We start from the raw sequence: 17,660 nt of genomic DNA, 5'->3' as shown, positions 1-17,660 counted from the left end.
CGGACCCCGTCCCCGCGTCCAGCGGAGACGAGGCGCCACGGCGTCGGCGGTCGAAGGCCTGGCTAGGTGTAGGAGGGCATGACGTTGTTGACTCGGGTCGGTGCCAGTGAGGCCGGAGGAGCGTCTCCGCAGGAGGTATGAGGCCGATGGTAGTTGTAGTGGTTCACCCACACCTGCAGGGCCTCACGCCGAGCTTGCTCTGAGGAGTACGGGCGGGCGTAGAGGACCTCATCGACCATCAGCCGGTTGTACCGTTCGACCTTCCCGTTATGGCGCGGGGTGTAGGGGCGGATCCGGTGGTGCCGGCCCCCGAGTGAGACCACCTTCGCGGTGAAGTCCACGGCCCGGTAGTTGTTCCCGTTGTCCGTGATCACCCGGTCCACGGTGATGCCGTGGGCGGCGAAGAACGCCCTCGCCCGGCAGTAGAAGCTCACGGTCGTGGCCGCCCGCTCGTCCTCCAACGCTTCGGTGTAGGCCAGCCGGGTGAACCCGTCGATCGCCGAGTGCAGATAGGTGTAGCCGACCCGCCGGCCTGCACCACGCTTGGAAGCACGGCCTGCTTCACTGTCACGTCCGTGAGCACGCCAGCCGCCCCCGTCAGGGATCTTCCCGATCTTCTTCACGTCCAGGTGCACCATGTGCCCCGGCCCTCTCGCGGTGATCTTCTGGGGTCGTTGGCGCAGGTCTTCTCCGGCCGGGGTCAGGTCCCGTAACCGGGAGATCCCGGCCCGGTGCAGCCACCGTCCCACGGTACGAAGACACACCCGGTGGCCCTCGGAGACGAGGTGGTGATGGATGCGCCGTGCGGACCACTTGCGCTCCCGCCGCAGGGCGTGGATCTGGGCGACCAGGACCGGATCGAGCTGGGCAGGTGAACGGTGCGGCCGGCTGGGCAGGTCCTGAAGGCCGGCTTCTCCCTGGGCGCGGTAGCGGGCGACCCAGGTGGCCACCGTGGGCCGGCTCACCCGGAACTCGGCGGCCACGTGTGCCTGCGGGATCCCGTCGTGCAGGTGGCGGTGGACCATCCTGAGACGGCCAGTGGGGGTCAGGGGTGCGTTAGCGTGAGTCATGAGTGGGTCTCTTCTGGCAGGTGGGTTGTTGAGGAACTTCCATCCTGCGGGGCGGGGCCCACTCGTCTCATCTCAGCCCGGTACGGATGTCAAGAACCTCATGACCCACAACAGCTAGGGTGGGGACGTGCCTGTCCCGACGCCGTCCGCCGCCCCGGGCCCGCCCGTCCGCCTGCGCGATCTGCTGCGCCCGCCCGCGGCGCCCGCCGATCCCCGCGTGCTGACGGGCCACGTGGCCCGGACGCCCCGCCGGCGCACCCTGGCGGTCCCGGACCCCGTCCGCAGGACCCCGTCGTCCGTGGCCGTGTGGGAGTACGCCCCCGTTCCGGAGGCCGCGCCGGGATCGCGAGGCGCACCCGAGGGAGACCCGGCCGCTGCCCCGCTGGTGTTCGTGCACGGCTTCCGCGGGGATCACCACGGCCTCGCCCTGCTGGCCGACGCGCTCCCGGAGCATCCGATCCACTCGATCGAGCTGCCCGGCTTCGGGGCTTCGGAGCCCTTCCCCCACGCCGAGCACACCGTGGCCCATCACGCGGACGCGGTGGCCACCGTCGTCGCCGCCCTGGGTCTGCGGGCGACCCCCGTGCTGGTCGCGCACTCCTACGGGACGACGGTGGCGGCCGAGCTGGTCGCGCGGGACCCGTCCCGGTGGGGACGGCTGGTCCTGCTCAACCCCATCGCCGAACCCGCGCTGGAGGCGTCGGCGTCCGTGTCGAGTCGGGTGCTGGCGGCCGTCGCCGAGGGGTACTACGAGGTCGCCGCCCGCCTGCCCGAGCGCCCGGCGCGGCTGCTGCTGGGCGCGCCGCCGGTCGTGTGGGTGACCACGCTCGCCATGACCCGCACCAGGGACAGGGATGTCCTCGCGTACACCCATGACCAGCACCGGCGCCACTTCTCGGACTTCGCCTCCGCACGCATGCTCTCCGAGGCGTACCGCGCCTCGAGCACGGGCTCCGTGGCCGACGTCGCCGCCCGCCTCAGCCTGCCGGTGCTGCTGGTCGCGGGGCGGGAGGATCCGCTGGGCTCGGTGCCGGCACAGGAGGCGCTCGCCGCGGCGATCGACGACGCGGGCGGCACGGCGGAGCTGCACGTCCTCGACGGCGTCGGGCATCTGCTGCACTACGAGCGGCCGGCCGCCTGTGCGGCGTTGATCCGCGACTGGCTCCGCCGCGCCGGCCGCTGACGGGCCCCTCAGAGCACCCCGGCCGGGTCGAGCCGCACCCGCACCGGGGCGGTCTCCCGCCGAGCGCTCGCTGCGGACCGGGCGGCGCGCAGGGCGCCGACGGTGGCCTCGGCCGCCGCGTAGGGGAAGATCAGCAGGGCGCGGGAGCGGGTCTCGTCGGCGGGGTCCGGCACCGGCCCAATCCAGGGCAGCCGCGCCGGGCCGCCATCGAGCGGGGCCGAGTGCGGATCCTCGTGGACGTCCTCGTCCGGCCGTTCCCGGCGGGCGGCCTCCACGAGCTCGAGGTACTCCGCGACGGCGGCGGCCTCCCCCGTGACCTCTGCGAGGCGGCCGGCGGGAGGCAGGTGCAGCTCGCGCCGCTCGGCGACCTGGCGCGCGGCGAAGCCGTCGGGGTCCCGTCGGACGAGCGCGTTCACCGCCTCCCCCGCGTCCGCGGTGACCACCACGACGCCCCCGTCGGAGGCGGGGCGGACCAGGCAGGCGGCCGCGAGCCAGCGGGCGAGCACGCGGCCCGGCACGTCGAGGCCCTCGCGCTGGAGCTGGCTGTCCCCGTCGAGCAGCAGGGCGGCCGCGTAGCCGTCGGGCGTCGCCGGCTCGGCCCCCACGGTCGCCACCACCAGGGAGGGCCCGGGCGGCACCGAGCCGAGCATGTGCTGCGCCGAGGAGGCGTGCACGGGCACGCGCGGGAACGCCCGGCCCAGCTCCTCGGCCGTGCGGTCCACGCCGCGGGCGCCGGCCCGCAGCGTCGTGCCGCCGCACTCGGTGCACCGGAAGCCGCGCTCCCGGGTGCCGCACCACCGGCAGGCCACCTCCCCGTGCCGGGCGGCCCGCGCGTCGCGGAAGCCCAGCGGCCCCGCGCAGACGCGGCAGCGGGCGGGCGTGCGGCACCGTTCGCACACGAGGGCTGGGATGAAGCCGGCCCGGGCCACCTGCACGAGCACCGGGCCCGGCCGTGGCCCGAGCAGCGCGGCGCGGGCGGCGGCCCAGGCGGCCTGCGGCAGCCGCGCCCGCTGCGCGAACGGGTCGCGCGCCGTCTCCCAGGCGTCGGCGGTGGAGACGACCCGTGGCCCGAGCTCGCGCTGGGTCGCGCGGGAGGGGCCCAGGTGCAGCAGCCAGCCCGACTCGACGAGCCGTTGCACCGGGACGGACCGGGAGGGCCCGGCGAAGAGCAGCGCCGCGCCGGTCGCGCGGGCCCGCTCCAACACGACCTCTCGGGCGTGGAAGTAGGGCGCGCGGGGTTCTGCCCACGCGTCGTCGCCGTCGTCCCAGAGCACCACCAGCCTCAGGTCGCGCACGGGCGACCACACGGCGGCCCGGGTGCCGGCCACGATGCGCCGGGTGCCGCGCAGCGCGGCCAGGTGGGCGCGGTACCGGGGCGTGTTGCCGTCCTCGGAGCCGATCCGCGCGTAGGCGTCCTCCCCCACGTGCTCGTCGAGGGCGGCGCAGAGCCGGTCGAGGTCGCGGTGGTCGGGCACCAGCAGCAGGACGCCGCCGTCCGAGGCGGCCACCGTGCGCGCCAGAGCGGCCAGCGCGCCCGCCTCGTCCCATTCGAACAGGCGCGAGGGCACGACGGCGGCCGCCCGCGCGGCGTCCCCGGCCAGCACGGCGGACACGAACGCGGTGCCCCCCTCGAGGGACTCCCACACCGTGGGCACGAGGCCCTCCTCCGCCGCGGGAGGCTCCGGGCGCTCGGCGTCCGTGCCGGTCAGCGTCACAGGGTGGTCCGCGGCGGTTTCCGCGTCCTCCGCCAGGGCGGCCTTCTCGACCTGCGCAACGCGCGGGGGCACCGCGGCCCGCAGCACGTCCGTGACGACGCCGGCCTGGCGGCGGGCCACCGCGCGAGCCGTCGCCAGGACCTCCTCCGTCAGCGGCGGGATGGCGGTGAGCACGCCGGTGAGCTCGGTGAGCTGGGCGCCGGTGGCCGGCTCCTGCTCCCGCGAGACGAGCCAGCCCGTCATGGCCCGTCCGCCGAAGCGGACGGACACGCGGGAGCCGGGGACCGCCCGGTCGTCCAGGGCCACGGGCACGAGATAGTCGAACTCGCGGTCCAGGTGCGGCACGGGCGAGTCCAGCAGGACGCGGGCGATCGGCCGCTCCGGCCACCCCTCGGCCCGCTCCGGCAGTCGGGGCGCGTCCTCCGGCTCCGGGAGGGCGAACAGCGTGTCCGTGATGCCCGCCTCCGGATCAGAGGCCGGCGGCAGCGCGCAGCTGCTCGACGCGGTCCGTGCGCTCCCACGTGAAGTCGGCGTCGTCCCGGCCGAAGTGGCCGTTCGCGGCGGTCCGTCGGTAGATGGGCCGCAGGAGGTTCAGCTCCTTCACGATGGCGGCCGGACGCAGGTCGAACACCGCGTTCACGGCCTCGATGATCTTCTCCTCCGGCACCGTGGCCGTCCCGAAGGTGTCCACGTACAGGCCCACGGGCCGGGCCGAGCCGATCGCGTAGGCCACCTGGAACTCGGCGCGCGAGGCGAGGCCGGCGGCCACCACGTTCTTCGCGACCCAGCGGAGCATGTAGGCGGCGGAGCGGTCCACCTTGGACGGGTCCTTGCCGGAGAAGGCGCCGCCGCCGTGCCGGGCCATGCCACCGTAGGTGTCCACGATGATCTTGCGACCGGTGAGGCCGGCGTCGCCCACGGGGCCGCCGATGACGAACTTGCCGCCCGGGTTGATGATGATCCGCATGCCGGAGGTGTCGAGGCCGGAGCGCTCGATGACGGGCCGGATCACGTGCTCCTCCACGTCCGCCCGCAGCTGCTCCTGCGTGACCCACTCGTGATGCTGCGTGGAGACCACCACGGCCTCGACCGTGGTGGGCACGTGGCCGGGCGCGTAGCCGATGGTGACCTGCGTCTTGCCGTCCGGCAGCAGGTACGGCATGGGCGTGTTCTCCGCCCGGCGCACCGCGGTGAGCCGCTCGGAGAGCCGGTGCGCGAGGTAGATGGGCATGGGCATGTACGCCGGGGTCTCGTCCGTGGCGTAGCCGAACATGATGCCCTGGTCCCCCGCGCCCTGCTCGTCCACCTCGTCCGCCGAGCCGTACTCGCGGGCCTCGAGGGACCGGGAGACGCCGGCGAAGATGTCCGAGGACTGCTGGCCGATGGAGATGTTCACGCCGCACTGGGCGCCGTCGAAGCCGTTGGCCGAGGAGTCGTAGCCGATGTCCAGGATGGTCTCGCGCACGATCTTGGGGATCTCCACGTACGCCGAGGTGTTCACCTCGCCGGCCACCTGCACCAGGCCGGTGGTGGTCAGGGTCTCCACGGCCACCTTCGCCGACGGGTCGGCGGCGAGGATCGCGTCCAGGATGGCGTCGGAGATCTGGTCGCAGATCTTGTCGGGGTGGCCCGCCGTGACGGACTCGGAGGTGAAGAGGCGGAGCTCTCCGCCGCCCACCCCCGAATACGGGTCGGCGTGGCGGGCGGGGCTCAGCGAGGCGGCATCGGTCATGCCGCACAGTCTAGGTCAGCGGCCCGACGCGCCGGCGGGGTCGCGACCGGCGAGGTCATCCACGATCGCCTGCACGACGGCGGCCGCGGCCTCGTCCTTGGAGCCTGCGGCCTCCACGGCGGGGCGGCCGTCGGCGAACAGGATGGTCACGGCGGTCTCGTCCCGGCCGAACACCTTGTCCGTGCCGACCTCGTTGACCACGAGCATCTCGCAGCCCTTGCGCGCCAGTTTGGCCCGGCCGTACTCGAGCACGGAGGACGTCGCGTCGCCGGTCTCCGCGGCGAAGCCGACGATGAGCGGGGCCATGGGCCCGCCCTCGGAGCGGGTCCGCACGGCCGTGGCGAGCACGTCCGGGGTGCGCTCGAGCACGATGACGGGCGCGCCGCCGTCGTCGCCCTTCTTCATCTTGGCGTCGGAGACCTCGGCCGGTCGGAAGTCCGCAACGGCCGCCGCCATCACGAGGACGTCGGCGTCGGCGGCCTCCGCCAGCACGGCCTCGAGCAGGTCCTGCGTGGACTCCACGGGCACGACGCGCTCGACGCCCTCGGGCGTCGGGACGGACATGGACCCGGCGACGAACCGCACGGTGGCGCCGGCCTCGAGGGCGGCGCGCGCCAGGGCGGCCCCCTGCTTGCCGGAGGAGCGGTTCCCCAGGTAGCGGACCGGGTCCAGCGCCTCGCGGGTGCCCCCGGCCGTGATCACCACGGTGCGACCGGCCAGCGGGCCGGGTGTCGGCTCGGCGTCGGACCCGGAGGCCCGGGGACGGCGCGGGGCGCCCGCGGCCGCGGCGGCCTGCGCACGCTCCCAGATCTCGGCGGGCTCGGGCAGCCGCCCGGCGCCGGAGTCGGCCCCGGTGAGCCGGCCCACGGCGGGGTCCACGACCGTGACGCCGCGCTCGCGCAGGAGGGCGACGTTGGCGACCGTGGCGGGGTGGTGCCACATCTCGGTGTGCATGGCGGGGGCCAGGACGACGGGGCACGTGGCGGTGAGCAGCACGTTGCCCAGCAGGTCGGGCGCCATCCCCGCGGCGGTGCGCGCGAGCAGATCGGCGGTGGCCGGCGCGACCACCACGAGGTCCGCACGCCGGCCGAGCCGGACGTGGTTCACCTCGTCGACCGCCTCGAACGTGTCCGTGCGGACCGGGCGACCGGAGAGGGCCTCCCACGTCGCCGCGCCCACGAACTCGAGGGCGTTGGCGGTGGGCACCACGGTCACGCCGTGGCCGGCCTCGGTCATCAGGCGCAGCAGCAGCGCCGCCTTGTAGGCCGCGATGCCGCCGCCGACCCCGAGGACGATCTCCATGACGGGCTCAGGCCTCCGGGGCGTCCTCGGAGGTGCCCTCCTCGGCGCGCACCGTCTCGGCGGCCTCCTCGATGGCGGCGGGATCGCCCATCGGCTGGTGGGCGTCGGCCGACTCGAGGGTGGCGAACGGGTCGTCCTCGCCCGGCAGGGAGAAGTCGCCGAAGTCCTCGGCGGCCAGGTCGGCCTCCGGGGTGGCCTCGACGGCCTCGCGGGACACGAGCAGGTCGGCCTCGATCTCGCGCAGGGCGATGGACAGCGGCTTCTCGTTCAGCTGGGTGTCCACGAGCGGGCCGACGTACTCGAACAGCCCCTCGTGCAGCTGCGAGTAGTAGGCGTTGATCTGCCGGGCCCGCTTGGCGGCGAAGAGCACCAGGGCGTACTTCGAGTCGACCCGCTCCAGCAGGGAGTCGATGGGCGGGTTGACGATGCCTTCGTACTGTTCGGTCACGGGGTCTCCAAAGTCTTCATCTCACTGTCACGTCGGCGCCGGGTGCGGCGTCGGTGCGGCCGGTCCTCAGGCCTCGGTCGGACGGCGCTCGGGGTCCAGCCCCATGAGTCTCACCAGTTCCTCGGCGGCCCGCTCCACGCGGTCGTTCACGACGACGGCGTCGAACTCGGGTTCCGCGGCGAGTTCCAGTCTAGCCGTTTCGAGCCGGCGGCGCTGTTCCTCCGGGCTCTCGGTGCCGCGGCCGAGCAGCCGGGACACGAGTTCCTCCCAGCTCGGCGGCGCCAGGAACACGAAGGTGGCCTCCGGCAGCGCACGGCGGACCTGGCGCGCTCCCTGCAGGTCGATCTCCAGCAGGACGTGGCGGCCCTGCGCCACGGCCTCCATCACGCGGTCGCGCCGCGTGCCGTAGCGGTGGACGCCGTGCACGACGGCCCATTCCAGCATCTCGTCCGCCTCGACGAGGGAGTCGAACTCCTCCGGCGTCGTGAAGTAGTAGTGCACCCCGTCCTCCTCGCCCGGGCGCGCCGGGCGGGTGGTGGCGGAGACGGACAGCCAGGCCTCGGGGTAGTGCTCGCGGACATAGGCCGACACGGTGCCCTTGCCGACGGCGGTGGGGCCGGCCAGGACGGTGACGCCCGGGCCCGGGGGGCGTTCCTGGACGACGGTGCGGGCCACCGGGACGGCGGGGGCGGGTCCGGGGTCGAACGTGTCGGTCACGCATCCTCCTGGTGGGACGGGCCTCGCAGACCCGTCACCCGGGCCGGCGCCGACCCGCCGGGATGTGGGGGTCACCGGCCAATATAGGCGATCAGCGCCTCGCGCTGACGACGGCCCAGGCCGCCCAGCCGACGCCGCGGCGAGATGCCGCACCCCGCCATCGCCTCCCGGGCCCGGACCTCGCCCACGCCCGGCAGGGCCAGCAGCAGGTCCACGGTCCGCAGACGGGCGACGGCGTCGTCGGCGTCCGCGCGCGCGAAAATGTCGGCCAGGCCGACCTCACCGGCGGCGAAGGCCGCCTTGAGCTCCGCCCGCGCCTGGCGGGCCTGGAGGGCCTTCCTCCGGGCCTCCGCCCTCTCCTGCACACTGAGCTGCCGCAACGCCATGGGTCTGACCTCGATGCCTCTCGTTCCCCACCGGCCCCGTCGTGACCCTTCCATGGTCAAGGACGACGAGCACAGCCGATCGAAAGGGAAGATACCATCCCGTCCACACGGCACGGGCGCGCCGGGAGGACGCGGGCGTCACCGCAGGGCGGCGCGATTCTCCTCGATCGTGTCCACCAGCGAGGCCACCGACGGGCCCGCGCTCAGGATGCCGCGGGACGAGGTCGCCAAGACCTGCGGCCAGGCCGTCCCGAAGTCGGCCCGCATGCCCCGGGCCGTGGCGCCCTGGGCACCGAACCCGGGCGCCAGCAGGGGCCCGCCGAGGGCCGGCAGGTCCAGGCCGAGGCGGTCCGCCTCGGCGGCCACCGTGGCGCCCAAGACGAGTCCCACCGGCCCCCACGCGTCGTCGCCGCGCAGGGCCGCGTTCTCGGCGGCCGCCGCCGCGGCGATGCGCCGGGCGACCGATCCCTCGGCCGACCCCTCGCCCACGTGCTGGACCTCGCGGCCCTCCGGATTGGAGGTCAGCGCGAGGACGAACACGCCGCGGCCGGCCTCGTGGGCGGCGCGGATGGTCGGCACGAGGGTGCCGAAACCCAGGTACGGGCTGAGCGTCACCGCATCCGCGGCCAGGGGCGAGGCGTCGGCGATCCACGCGGCGGCGTAGCCGTCCATGGTGGAGCCGATGTCACCGCGCTTGGCGTCCGCGATCGTGAGCACCCCGGCGTCCCGGGCGGCCGCGAGCAGCCGCTCCAGGGCCGCCAGGCCGGCCGATCCGTGGCGCTCGTACAGCGCCACCTGGGGCTTGATCGCCGCCACGCGGGGCCCCTCGGGACCCACCGCCGCCTCGAGGGCGGTTAGGGAGAACGCCTCGAGGCCCGCCGGGGTGTCGCTCAGGCCCCACTGCCGCAGCAGGCCCGGATGGGGGTCCACGCCGAGGCACAGCGGACCGGCCGTCTCCATGGCGTGGGCCAGCCGCCGCCCGAAGGGGGCGCGGGGCCCCGCGCCGCCCGTCGCCGTCGTGGTCACGCCGCGGCCTCCGGACCGGCGACAGCCTGCTGCAGGCGCGCGTCGTGCTCCTGCAGTGAGGTGACGGACCACTCGTAGGACCGCATGGCCTCGATGGCCTGCAGGCACGCCCCGAATTCGGCCGTGGTCGTGATCACCGGCACGCCGAGCGACGTCGCGGCCGCGCGGATCTCGTAGCCGTCCGTGCGGGCGTCGCCGCCGGAGGGCGTGTTCAGCACGAGGTCGACGGTGCCGGCGTGCAGCTGCTCCAGCACGGTGCCCGCGCCGTCCTCGTGCCCGGCGTCGGCGATCTTCGCCACGACCTCCGCGGGGATGCCGTTGCGCCGCAGCACCTCGGCGGTGCCGCCGGTGGAGACCACCTGGAAGCCGAGGTCGACGAGGCGCTTGGCCTGGCCCACGAGGGTGCGCTTGTCCCGGTTGGCGACCGACACGAACACGCGCCCCGAGGTGGGCAGCGGGCCGCCGGCGGCGGACTGGGACTTGGCGAACGCGGTGTCGAAGTGCTTGTCGATGCCCATGACCTCGCCCGTCGAGCGCATCTCCGGGCCCAGCAGCGAGTCGACCACGCGGCCCTCCGCGGTGCGGAAGCGGGTGAACGGCAGCACCGCCTCCTTGACCGCCACGGGCGCGCCGATCGGCAGGGTGCCGCCGTCGTACGCCGTGGGCAGCATGCCCGCCGCGCGCAGGTCGGCGATGCTCTCGCCGACGCCGATCCGCGCGGCCGCCTTGGCCAGCTGGACGCCCGTGGCCTTCGAGACGAACGGCACGGTCCGCGAGGCGCGCGGGTTCGCCTCGATCACGTACAGCACGTCCGAGGCGAGCGCGAACTGGATGTTGATCAGGCCGCGCACGCCGACGCCGGCCGCTATCCGCTCGGTGGCGCGGTGCACGCGCTCGAGCACGTCCGGGCCCAGGGTGACGGGAGGCAGCACGCACGCGGAGTCACCCGAGTGGATGCCCGCCTCCTCGATGTGCTCCATGACGCCGCCGAGGTACAGCTCGGTGCCGTCGTAGAGGGCGTCGACGTCGATCTCGATCGCGTCCTCGAGGAAGCGGTCCACGAGCATCGGCTGGTCGGGGGTGATCTCCGTCGCGTGCGCCACGTAGTGGGCCAGCGCCTCCTCGGAGTACACGATCTCCATGCCGCGGCCGCCGAGCACGTAGGAGGGGCGCACGAGCACGGGGTAGCCGATCTCGTCCGCCACGCGCTTGGCGTCGTCGAAGGAGACGGCCGTGCCGTTCTTCGGCGCCACCAGGCCCGCGCGCTCGAGCACGAGCGCGAACTCACCGCGGTGCTCGGCCAGGTCGATGGCCGCGGGCGAGGTGCCCAGGATCGGCACGCCGGCGTCGGCGAGCTGCTGGGCCAGCTTGAGCGGGGTCTGGCCGCCGAGCTGCACGAAGACGCCGCGCACGCCGCCGGAGGCCTCCTCTGCCGCGATGACCTCCAGGACGTCCTCGAGCGTGAGCGGCTCGAAGTAGAGGCGATCGGAGATGTCGTAGTCCGTGGATACCGTCTCCGGGTTGCAGTTGACCATCACGGTCTCGTAACCGGCCTCGCGCAGCGCCATGGTGGCGTGCACGCACGAGTAGTCGAACTCGATGCCCTGGCCGATCCGGTTCGGGCCCGAGCCGAGGATGATCACCGACTCGCCCTCGTGCGGGGCGACCTCGGTCTCGAGGTCGTAGCTGGAGTACCGGTACGGGGTGAAGGCCTCGAACTCGGCGGCACAGGTGTCCACGGTCTTGTAGACGGGGCGCACGCCCAGGGCGTGACGCACGCCGCGCACGACCGCGGCGTCCATGTGCCGCAGCGAGCCGATCTGGGCGTCGGAGAACCCGTGCCGCTTGGCGCGGCGCAGCAGGGCCTCGTCGAGGACCTCGGCGTCGCGGATCTCGTCCGCGACCTCGTTGATGAGCACGAACTGGTCCAGGAACCACGGGTCGATCGCGGTGGCCTCGAAGGCCTCCTCGATCGTGGCGCCGGCGTAGAGCGCCTGCTGGGTCTGGGAGAGCCGGTCGGTGGTGGCCGTGCTCGCCGCCGCGAGCAGGGCCTGCGGGTCGGCGTCCTGCGGGAACGCGAGCTCCGAGCCCTTCTGCTCGAGCGAGCGCAGGGCCTTCTGCAGGGCCTCCGTGAAGTTGCGGCCGATGGCCATGGCCTCGCCGACCGACTTCATGGTGGTGGTCAGCGTGGGATCCGCCGCCGGGAACTTCTCGAACGCGAAGCGCGGGACCTTCACGACCACGTAGTCCAGGACCGGCTCGAAGGACGCCGGGGTCTTCTGGGTGATGTCGTTGGGGATCTCGTCCATCGTGTAGCCCAGGGCCAGCTTGGTGGCGATCTTGGCGATCGCGAAGCCGGTGGCCTTCGAGGCCAGCGCCGAGGAGCGGGAGACGCGCGGGTTCATCTCGATGACGACGACGCGCCCGTCCACGGGGTTCACCGCGAACTGGATGTTGCAGCCGCCGGTGTCCACGCCGACCTCGCGGATGACGTTGATCGAGATGTCCCGCAGCTTCTGGTACTCGCGGTCCGTCAGCGTCATGGCCGGGGCCACGGTGATGGAGTCGCCGGTGTGCACGCCCACGGGGTCCACGTTCTCGATGGAGCAGACGACGACGACGTTGTCGTTCTTGTCCCGCATCATCTCCAGCTCGTACTCCTTCCAGCCGAGGATGGACTCCTCGAGCAGGACCTCGGAGGTCGGGCTGTACTGCAGGCCGGCGCCGCAGATGCGGTACAGGTCGGCCTCGTCGTAGGCCATGCCGGAGCCGAGGCCGCCCATCGTGAACGAGGGGCGCACCACCACGGGGTACTTCAGGTCCTCGACGGCGGCCAGGGCCTCCTCCATCGTGTGCACGATGTGGGACCGGGCGGACTCGCCGCCGGCACGCTCCACGACGCCCTTGAACAGCTCGCGGTTCTCGCCGAGCTCGATGGCCTCGATGTTCGCGCCGATCAGCTCGACGCCGAAGCGCTCGAGCACCCCGTCCTTGTCGAGGGCGATGGCGGTGTTCAGCGCCGTCTGGCCGCCCAGGGTGGGCAGCAGGGCGTCCGGGCGCTCCTTCTCGATGATCTTGGCGACCACGGCCGGGGTGATGGGCTCGACGTAGGTGGCGTCGGCCAGCTCCGGGTCGGTCATGATCGTGGCCGGGTTGGAGTTGACGAGGACGACGCGGACGCCCTCCTCCTTGAGGACGCGGATGGCCTGGGTGCCCGAGTAGTCGAACTCGGCGGCCTGGCCGATCACGATGGGGCCGGAGCCGATGACCAGGACGGACTTCAGGTCGGTGCGCTTGGGCATGGATCAGGCTCCTTCGGTGGCGGGGGTGGTGGCGGCGCGGTGCTCGGTGAGCAGCTGCACGAAGCGGTCGAACAGGTCGAGGGTGTCGTTGGGGCCGGCCGCGGACTCCGGGTGGAACTGCACGGAGAAGGCGGGCCGGTCGAGCAGGCGCAGGCCCTCGACGACCTGGTCGTTCAGGGACCAGTGGGAGACCTCGACGCGGCCGAAGCGCGACTCCGGCGCCTCGATCGGCTCGCCGAGGGGGCGTCCACGGCGAAGCCGTGGTTCTGGGAGGTGATGGCCACGCGGCCCGTGGCCTTGTCCAGCACCGGCTGGTTCGGGCCGCGGTGGCCGAACTTCAGCTTGTAGGTGTCGAAGCCGAGCGCGCGGCCGAAGATCTGGTTGCCGAAGCAGATGCCGAAGAACGGCAGGCCGGCGTCGAGGACCTCGCGCAGCAGCTCCACCTGGGCGTCTGCCGTGGCCGGGTCGCCGGGGCCGTTGGACAGGAAGACGCCGTCCGGGTCCACGGCGCGGATGCCGGCCAGGTCCGTGGCCGCGGGCAGCACGTGCACGCGGATGCCGCGGGAGGCCAGGTGCCGCGGCGTGGCGGCCTTGATGCCGAGGTCGAGGGCGGCGATCTCGGCGATCGGCTCGCCCTCCCAGCCGTGCTCGGCCGGCTCGATGACGTACGGCTGCTCCGTGGTGACGGACTCCGCGAGGCGGGCGCCGGCCATCGACGGCTGGGCGCGCACCTCCGCCAGCAGCTCGGCCTCCGGGCGGGCGGCGTGCTCGCCGGAGAACACGCCGGCGCGCATCGAGCCCTCGGTGCGCAGGCGGCGGGTGATGGCCCGGGTGTCGACCTCGCGGATCCCGACGACGCCGAACGTCTCGAGCTCCTCGTCGAGGGTGCGCTCGGCGCGCCAGTTGGACGGACGCCGGGCCGCGTCGCGGACCACGTAGCCGGCGGCGAAGATCGCCCGCGACTCGCGGTCGGCGTCGTTGACCCCGGTGTTGCCGATGTGCGGGGAGGTCTGCACGATGATCTGCCCCGCGTAGGACGGGTCGGTGAGGGTCTCCTGGTAGCCGGTCATGCCCGTGGTGAACACGGCCTCGCCCAGGGTGCGGCCGCGGGCGCCGTAGGCCCGGCCGCGGTGGACGGTGCCGTCCTCGAGGACGAGCAGGGCCAGGTCGTCGGTGGGGGTGCTCATCGGGGGTCTCCTTCTCCTGCGCGGCCGGCCGGGTCGGCCGGGGCGGGGTCGATGATGGTCTGCAGGGCGGCGAGGAGCCGGTCGCGGTCCTCGGGGCGGTCGGGGCGGAAGGCGGAGGTGAGTTCGACGTCGCCGAGGCGCCAGCCCCAGGCGACGAGCCCGCCCGGCTCGACGAACTTGCCGGCGATCCCCGCGGACAGGCCGGCCTCGACGAGGTCGTCCGCGGGGATGAACAGGTTGGCGGCCCCGGGGCGGAGCACGAGCAGGCCGCGGTGGGCGCCGGCGTCGTGGACCTCGAGGACGGCGCGCGAGCGCAGGCCCAGGCCGTGCACCGCCACGCGGTCCAGTCGGTCCTCGCCGCGCACCGTGCCCACGTGCATGCCCTCCGCGGACAGCGTCGGCTCGGCGTCGTAGAGGGCCGTCGGCACGGGGGCCGGGGCCGGGATCCCGGCCTGCGCCCGGCGGCGGGCCCGCCACCCGAGGGCCAGCAGGCCGAGCAGCACGAGGACGACGGCCAGGGTGCCCAGGGTCACCGGCAGCCACACGTCCGCGTAGTCCTTCGTCGGGGTCCGCGGGGGGACGGGTCGGGCCGCCAGGGCGGCGGCCAGGGGGTGATGCTCACGCGCGCTCCCCCGTCTCCGTCAGGGCCGGGTGGCGGTACGGCCGGGCGGGGGCGCCGTCGGCGACGACGCGGGCGCCGCGATAGACCGTGTGGCGCACCGCGCCCGGCAGCTCCATGCCCCGGTACGGGCTGTTGCGGGACTTCGTCAGGTGCTGCTCGGGGTCCACGGTGCGGCGGGCCCGCGGGTCCACGAGCACGAGGTTGGCCACGGCGCCGACGCGCGGGACGCCGCGCTCGTCGGCCTGGCCCTGGTCGGTCAGGCCGGCGATCCGGGCCGGCGCCGTGGACATCACGCGGGCGACGCCCGCCCAGTCCATCAGGCCGGTGTCCACCATCGCCTGCTGCACCACGGACAGGGCGGTCTCGAGGCCCGTCATGCCCATCGCCGCGACCGTCCACTCGCACTGCTTGGTCTCGGCGGTGTGCGGGGCGTGGTCGGTGCCCACGGTGTCGATGGTGCCGTCGGCCAGGCCGGCGCGCAGGGCCAGGACGTCGGACTCGCGGCGCAGCGGCGGGTTGACCTTGAACACGGGGTCGTAGGATCGGACGAGCTCCTCCGTGAGCAGCAGGTGGTGCGGGGTGACCTCGGCGGTCACGGCCACGCCCTGGGCCTTGGCCCAGCGGATCAGCTCGACGGAGCCGGCCGTGGAGACGTGGCACACGTGCAGGCGGGAGTCCACGTGCTGGGCCAGCAGCACGTCACGGGCGATGATGGCCTCCTCCGCCACGGCGGGCCAGCCGGCCAGGCCGAGGACGCCGGAGAGCTCGGACTCGTTCATCTGGGCGCCGGCGGTGAGGTTCGGCTCCTGCGCGTGCTGGGCCACGAAGCCGCCGAAGGACTTCACGTACTCGAGCGCACGGCGCATCAGCACGGCGTCGTGGACGCACATGCCGTCGTCGGAGAACATCCGCACGCGGGCCTGCGAGTCGGCCATCGCGCCGAGGTCGGCCAGGGCCTCGCCGGCCAGGCCCACGGTCACCGCGCCCACGGGGTGCACATCGCACCAGCCCGCGTCCCGGCCCAGCCGCCACACCTGCTCCACCACGCCGGCGGTGTCGGCCGTCGGCGTCGAGTTGGCCATCGCGTGGACCGAGGTGAAGCCGCCCATCGCGGCGGCGCGGGTGCCGGTCTCGACCGTCTCCGCGTCCTCCTTGCCGGGCTGGCGCAGATGGGTGTGCAGGTCGACGAGCCCGGGCAGCAGCACCAGGCCGGCGCAGTCGACCTCCTCGGGGGCCGGGTCGAGGCCGGCGGCGTGGGTCGCGGCGTCCGGGCCGAGGGCGGCGATCCGGCCCTCGGCGACGAGCACGTCGGCGGTCTCGCCCGTGGTCAGGCGCGCGCTGCGCAGCAGCAGGGGGCGGGGCTGGGGGCGCTCACGGGCGGACCTCCTGGTCGTGGTTGAGGACGAGGTGCAGGACCGCCATGCGGACGGACACGCCGTTGGCGACCTGCTCGAGGGCGGTGTTGCGGGGCGAGTCCGCCGCCGCCGGGCTGATCTCCAGGCCGCGGTTCATCGGGCCGGGGTGCATGACCACGGGCTCGTCGAGCAGGGCGCCCCGGCCGGCGGTGAGGCGGGCGAAGCGGTCATCGGTCAGCCCCCAGGTCCGGGTGTACTCCCCTGCGGACGGGAAGAAGGCGCCGCCCATCCGCTCGGCCTGGACGCGGAGCATCATGACGGCGTCGGGGCCGGCGTCGAGGGCCTCGTCCAGCGAGTAGGTGACCTGGCACGGCCACGCGGCCACGCCCACGGGCAGCAGGGTGGGCGGGGCGGCCAGGGTGACCTGTGCGCCCAGCGTGCTGAGCAGCCACACGTTGGACCGGGCCACGCGCGAGTGCAGGATGTCCCCCACGATCACCACGCGCATGCCGGTCAGGTCCCGGCCGACCAGGTCCTCTCCCGTCGCCGCGGCGAGGCGCCGGCGCAGGGTGAAGGCGTCCAGGAGGGCCTGGGTGGGGTGCTCGTGGGTGCCGTCGCCGGCGTTCACGACGGCGGAGCGCACCCAGCCGGAGTCGGCCAGCTGGCGGGCCGCGCCCGAGGACCAGTGGCGCATCACGATGGCGTCCGCGCCGATGGCCTCGAGCGTCTGGACGGTGTCCTTGAGCGACTCCCCCTTGGAGACGGACGACCCCTTCGCGGAGAAGTTGATCACGTCCGCGGAGAGCCGCTTGGCGGCGGCCTCGAAGGAGATGCGGGTGCGGGTGGAGTCCTCGAGGAAGAGGTTCACCACGGTGCGGCCGCGCAGGGCGGGCAGCTTCTTGACCTCGCGCTGGTTGACGGCGGCCATCTCCTCGGCGGTGTCGAGGACGGCGAGGGCGTCGGCGCGGGAGAGGTCGGCGGTGGACAGCAGGTGGCGCACGGCTCAACCCTCCCGGGTCGCGACACGGTCGACGATGCTCACGGCGTCCTCAGTGACCTCGCCGGTGCCCTCGGGGCCGTCGACCTCCATGAGCCGGACCTGGACGCGCTCGGCGGTGGAGGTCGGCAGGTTCTTGCCCACGAAGTCGGCCCGGACGGGCAGCTCGCGGTGCCCGCGGTCCACGAGGACGGCCAGGCGCACGGCGGCGGGGCGGCCCAGGTCGGCGATCGCGTCGAGGGCGGCCCGGACGGTGCGGCCGGAGAAGAGGACGTCGTCCACGAGCACGACGACGGCGCCGTCGAGGGGGACCTCGGGCAGGCGGGTGGGCATCGGGGTGCGGGCCGTGCCGCGGCGGAGGTCGTCCCGGTAGAGCGTCACGTCCACCTCACCGACGGCGGCGGTGGGGTCGAAGGCCGGCTCGATGCGGGCCAGCAGGGCGCCGAGCCGCCGGGCCAGGGGGCCCCGCGGCGCGGGATCCCCATCAGGACGAGACCCTCGGCGCCCTTGTTGGACTCGAGGATCTCGTGGGCGATCCGGGTCAGCGCCCGGTCGATCTCGGACGTGGACAGCACGGTCCGGGCAGCACGAGGTGCGGCGGGGTCAGTTCCCATGCCG

Annotated in this window: 13 protein-coding genes and 2 pseudogenes; 1 reads left to right on the top strand and 14 read right to left on the bottom strand. The window is 74.1% G+C overall.

The features are described 5' to 3' along the window. Positions 1–62 precede the first annotated feature (62 nt). The gene (locus POD19_RS09020; RefSeq protein ID WP_136939979.1) at positions 63–1,070 is read right to left on the bottom strand and encodes an IS481 family transposase; all 1,008 of its coding nucleotides are present in this window, start codon (positions 1,068–1,070) and stop codon (positions 63–65) included. A gap of 127 nt (positions 1,071–1,197) precedes the next feature. Here POD19_RS09020 and POD19_RS09015 point away from each other — a divergent pair, with 127 nt between their 5' ends. Further along, positions 1,198–2,253, top strand: coding sequence for an alpha/beta fold hydrolase (locus POD19_RS09015; protein WP_144819023.1), 1,056 nt, complete (start codon positions 1,198–1,200; stop codon positions 2,251–2,253). Between the two features lie 8 nt (positions 2,254–2,261). Here the strand turns inward: POD19_RS09015 and POD19_RS09010 are convergent, their stop codons facing one another. The 13 genes and pseudogenes from POD19_RS09010 to pyrR all read right to left on the bottom strand — a co-directional run bounded on the left by POD19_RS09010 (position 2,262) and on the right by pyrR (position 17,656). Next, the gene (locus POD19_RS09010) at positions 2,262–4,325 is read right to left on the bottom strand and encodes a primosomal protein N' family DNA-binding protein (protein WP_159401773.1); all 2,064 of its coding nucleotides are present in this window, start codon (positions 4,323–4,325) and stop codon (positions 2,262–2,264) included. Positions 4,326–4,437: 112 nt separating this feature from the next. Next, positions 4,438–5,700: a methionine adenosyltransferase gene (gene metK, locus POD19_RS09005; RefSeq protein ID WP_010078605.1), complete on the bottom strand. Its 1,263-nt coding sequence runs from the start codon at positions 5,698–5,700 to the stop codon at positions 4,438–4,440. A 15-nt stretch (positions 5,701–5,715) separates the two neighbouring features. After that, complete coding sequence (gene coaBC, locus POD19_RS09000; RefSeq protein WP_340309429.1) at positions 5,716–7,002, bottom strand: bifunctional phosphopantothenoylcysteine decarboxylase/phosphopantothenate--cysteine ligase CoaBC; 1,287 nt, start codon at positions 7,000–7,002, stop codon at positions 5,716–5,718. A 7-nt stretch (positions 7,003–7,009) separates the two neighbouring features. Next, entirely contained in the window at positions 7,010–7,450 is a 441-nt protein-coding gene (gene rpoZ / locus POD19_RS08995; protein ID WP_010078603.1) for a DNA-directed RNA polymerase subunit omega, read from the bottom strand. Positions 7,451–7,516: 66 nt separating this feature from the next. Further along, on the bottom strand, positions 7,517–8,167 hold the full coding sequence (gmk, locus tag POD19_RS08990; RefSeq protein WP_078025473.1) for a guanylate kinase: 651 nt from the start codon (positions 8,165–8,167) through the stop codon (positions 7,517–7,519). Between the two features lie 71 nt (positions 8,168–8,238). Beyond that, a complete protein-coding gene (gene mihF, locus POD19_RS08985; RefSeq protein ID WP_010078601.1) occupies positions 8,239–8,553 on the bottom strand; it encodes an integration host factor, actinobacterial type in 315 nt (104 codons plus the stop codon). Between the two features lie 138 nt (positions 8,554–8,691). Then, positions 8,692–9,579, bottom strand: coding sequence for an orotidine-5'-phosphate decarboxylase (gene pyrF / locus POD19_RS08980; protein ID WP_036336596.1), 888 nt, complete (start codon positions 9,577–9,579; stop codon positions 8,692–8,694). After that, the gene (gene carB, locus POD19_RS08975) at positions 9,576–12,881 is read right to left on the bottom strand and encodes a carbamoyl-phosphate synthase large subunit (RefSeq protein ID WP_010078599.1); all 3,306 of its coding nucleotides are present in this window, start codon (positions 12,879–12,881) and stop codon (positions 9,576–9,578) included. The genes pyrF and carB overlap by 4 nt, the downstream gene beginning before the upstream one ends. 3 nt (positions 12,882–12,884) lie before the next feature. After that, positions 12,885–14,068 (bottom strand): annotated as a pseudogene (carA, locus tag POD19_RS08970) (glutamine-hydrolyzing carbamoyl-phosphate synthase small subunit). Further along, complete coding sequence (locus POD19_RS08965; protein WP_250161805.1) at positions 14,065–14,613, bottom strand: PH-like domain-containing protein; 549 nt, start codon at positions 14,611–14,613, stop codon at positions 14,065–14,067. Before POD19_RS08965 ends, carA begins: the two are co-directional and overlap by 4 nt. A gap of 73 nt (positions 14,614–14,686) precedes the next feature. Next, positions 14,687–16,042, bottom strand: a complete 1,356-nt coding sequence (locus POD19_RS08960) for a dihydroorotase (RefSeq protein ID WP_340309510.1) — start codon at positions 16,040–16,042, stop codon at positions 14,687–14,689. A 19-nt stretch (positions 16,043–16,061) separates the two neighbouring features. After that, positions 16,062–17,045, bottom strand: coding sequence for an aspartate carbamoyltransferase catalytic subunit (locus tag POD19_RS08955; RefSeq protein ID WP_036313715.1), 984 nt, complete (start codon positions 17,043–17,045; stop codon positions 16,062–16,064). 3 nt (positions 17,046–17,048) lie between these two features. Continuing rightward, a pseudogene (pyrR, locus tag POD19_RS08950) lies at positions 17,049–17,656 on the bottom strand (bifunctional pyr operon transcriptional regulator/uracil phosphoribosyltransferase PyrR). Positions 17,657–17,660: the final 4 nt, after the last annotated feature.

It is taken from the genome of Micrococcus sp. GPGPB33, assembly GCF_037853785.1.
GTDB lineage: Bacteria > Actinomycetota > Actinomycetes > Actinomycetales > Micrococcaceae > Micrococcus > Micrococcus luteus.
Note: the sequence above shows the minus strand (reverse complement) of the source record. Positions and strands in the feature narration are given on the sequence as shown.

What these genes read in the sequence shown, in the direction of transcription:
- POD19_RS09020 (WP_136939979.1), bottom strand. Translation starts at nt 1,070, where the DNA reads ATGACTCACGCTAACGCACCCCTGACCCCCACTGGCCGTCTCAGGATG.
- metK (WP_010078605.1), bottom strand. Translation starts at nt 5,700, where the DNA reads ATGACCGATGCCGCCTCGCTGAGCCCCGCCCGCCACGCCGACCCGTAT.
- coaBC (WP_340309429.1), bottom strand. Translation starts at nt 7,002, where the DNA reads ATGGAGATCGTCCTCGGGGTCGGCGGCGGCATCGCGGCCTACAAGGCG.
- mihF (WP_010078601.1), bottom strand. Translation starts at nt 8,553, where the DNA reads ATGGCGTTGCGGCAGCTCAGTGTGCAGGAGAGGGCGGAGGCCCGGAGG.
- carB (WP_010078599.1), bottom strand. Translation starts at nt 12,881, where the DNA reads ATGCCCAAGCGCACCGACCTGAAGTCCGTCCTGGTCATCGGCTCCGGC.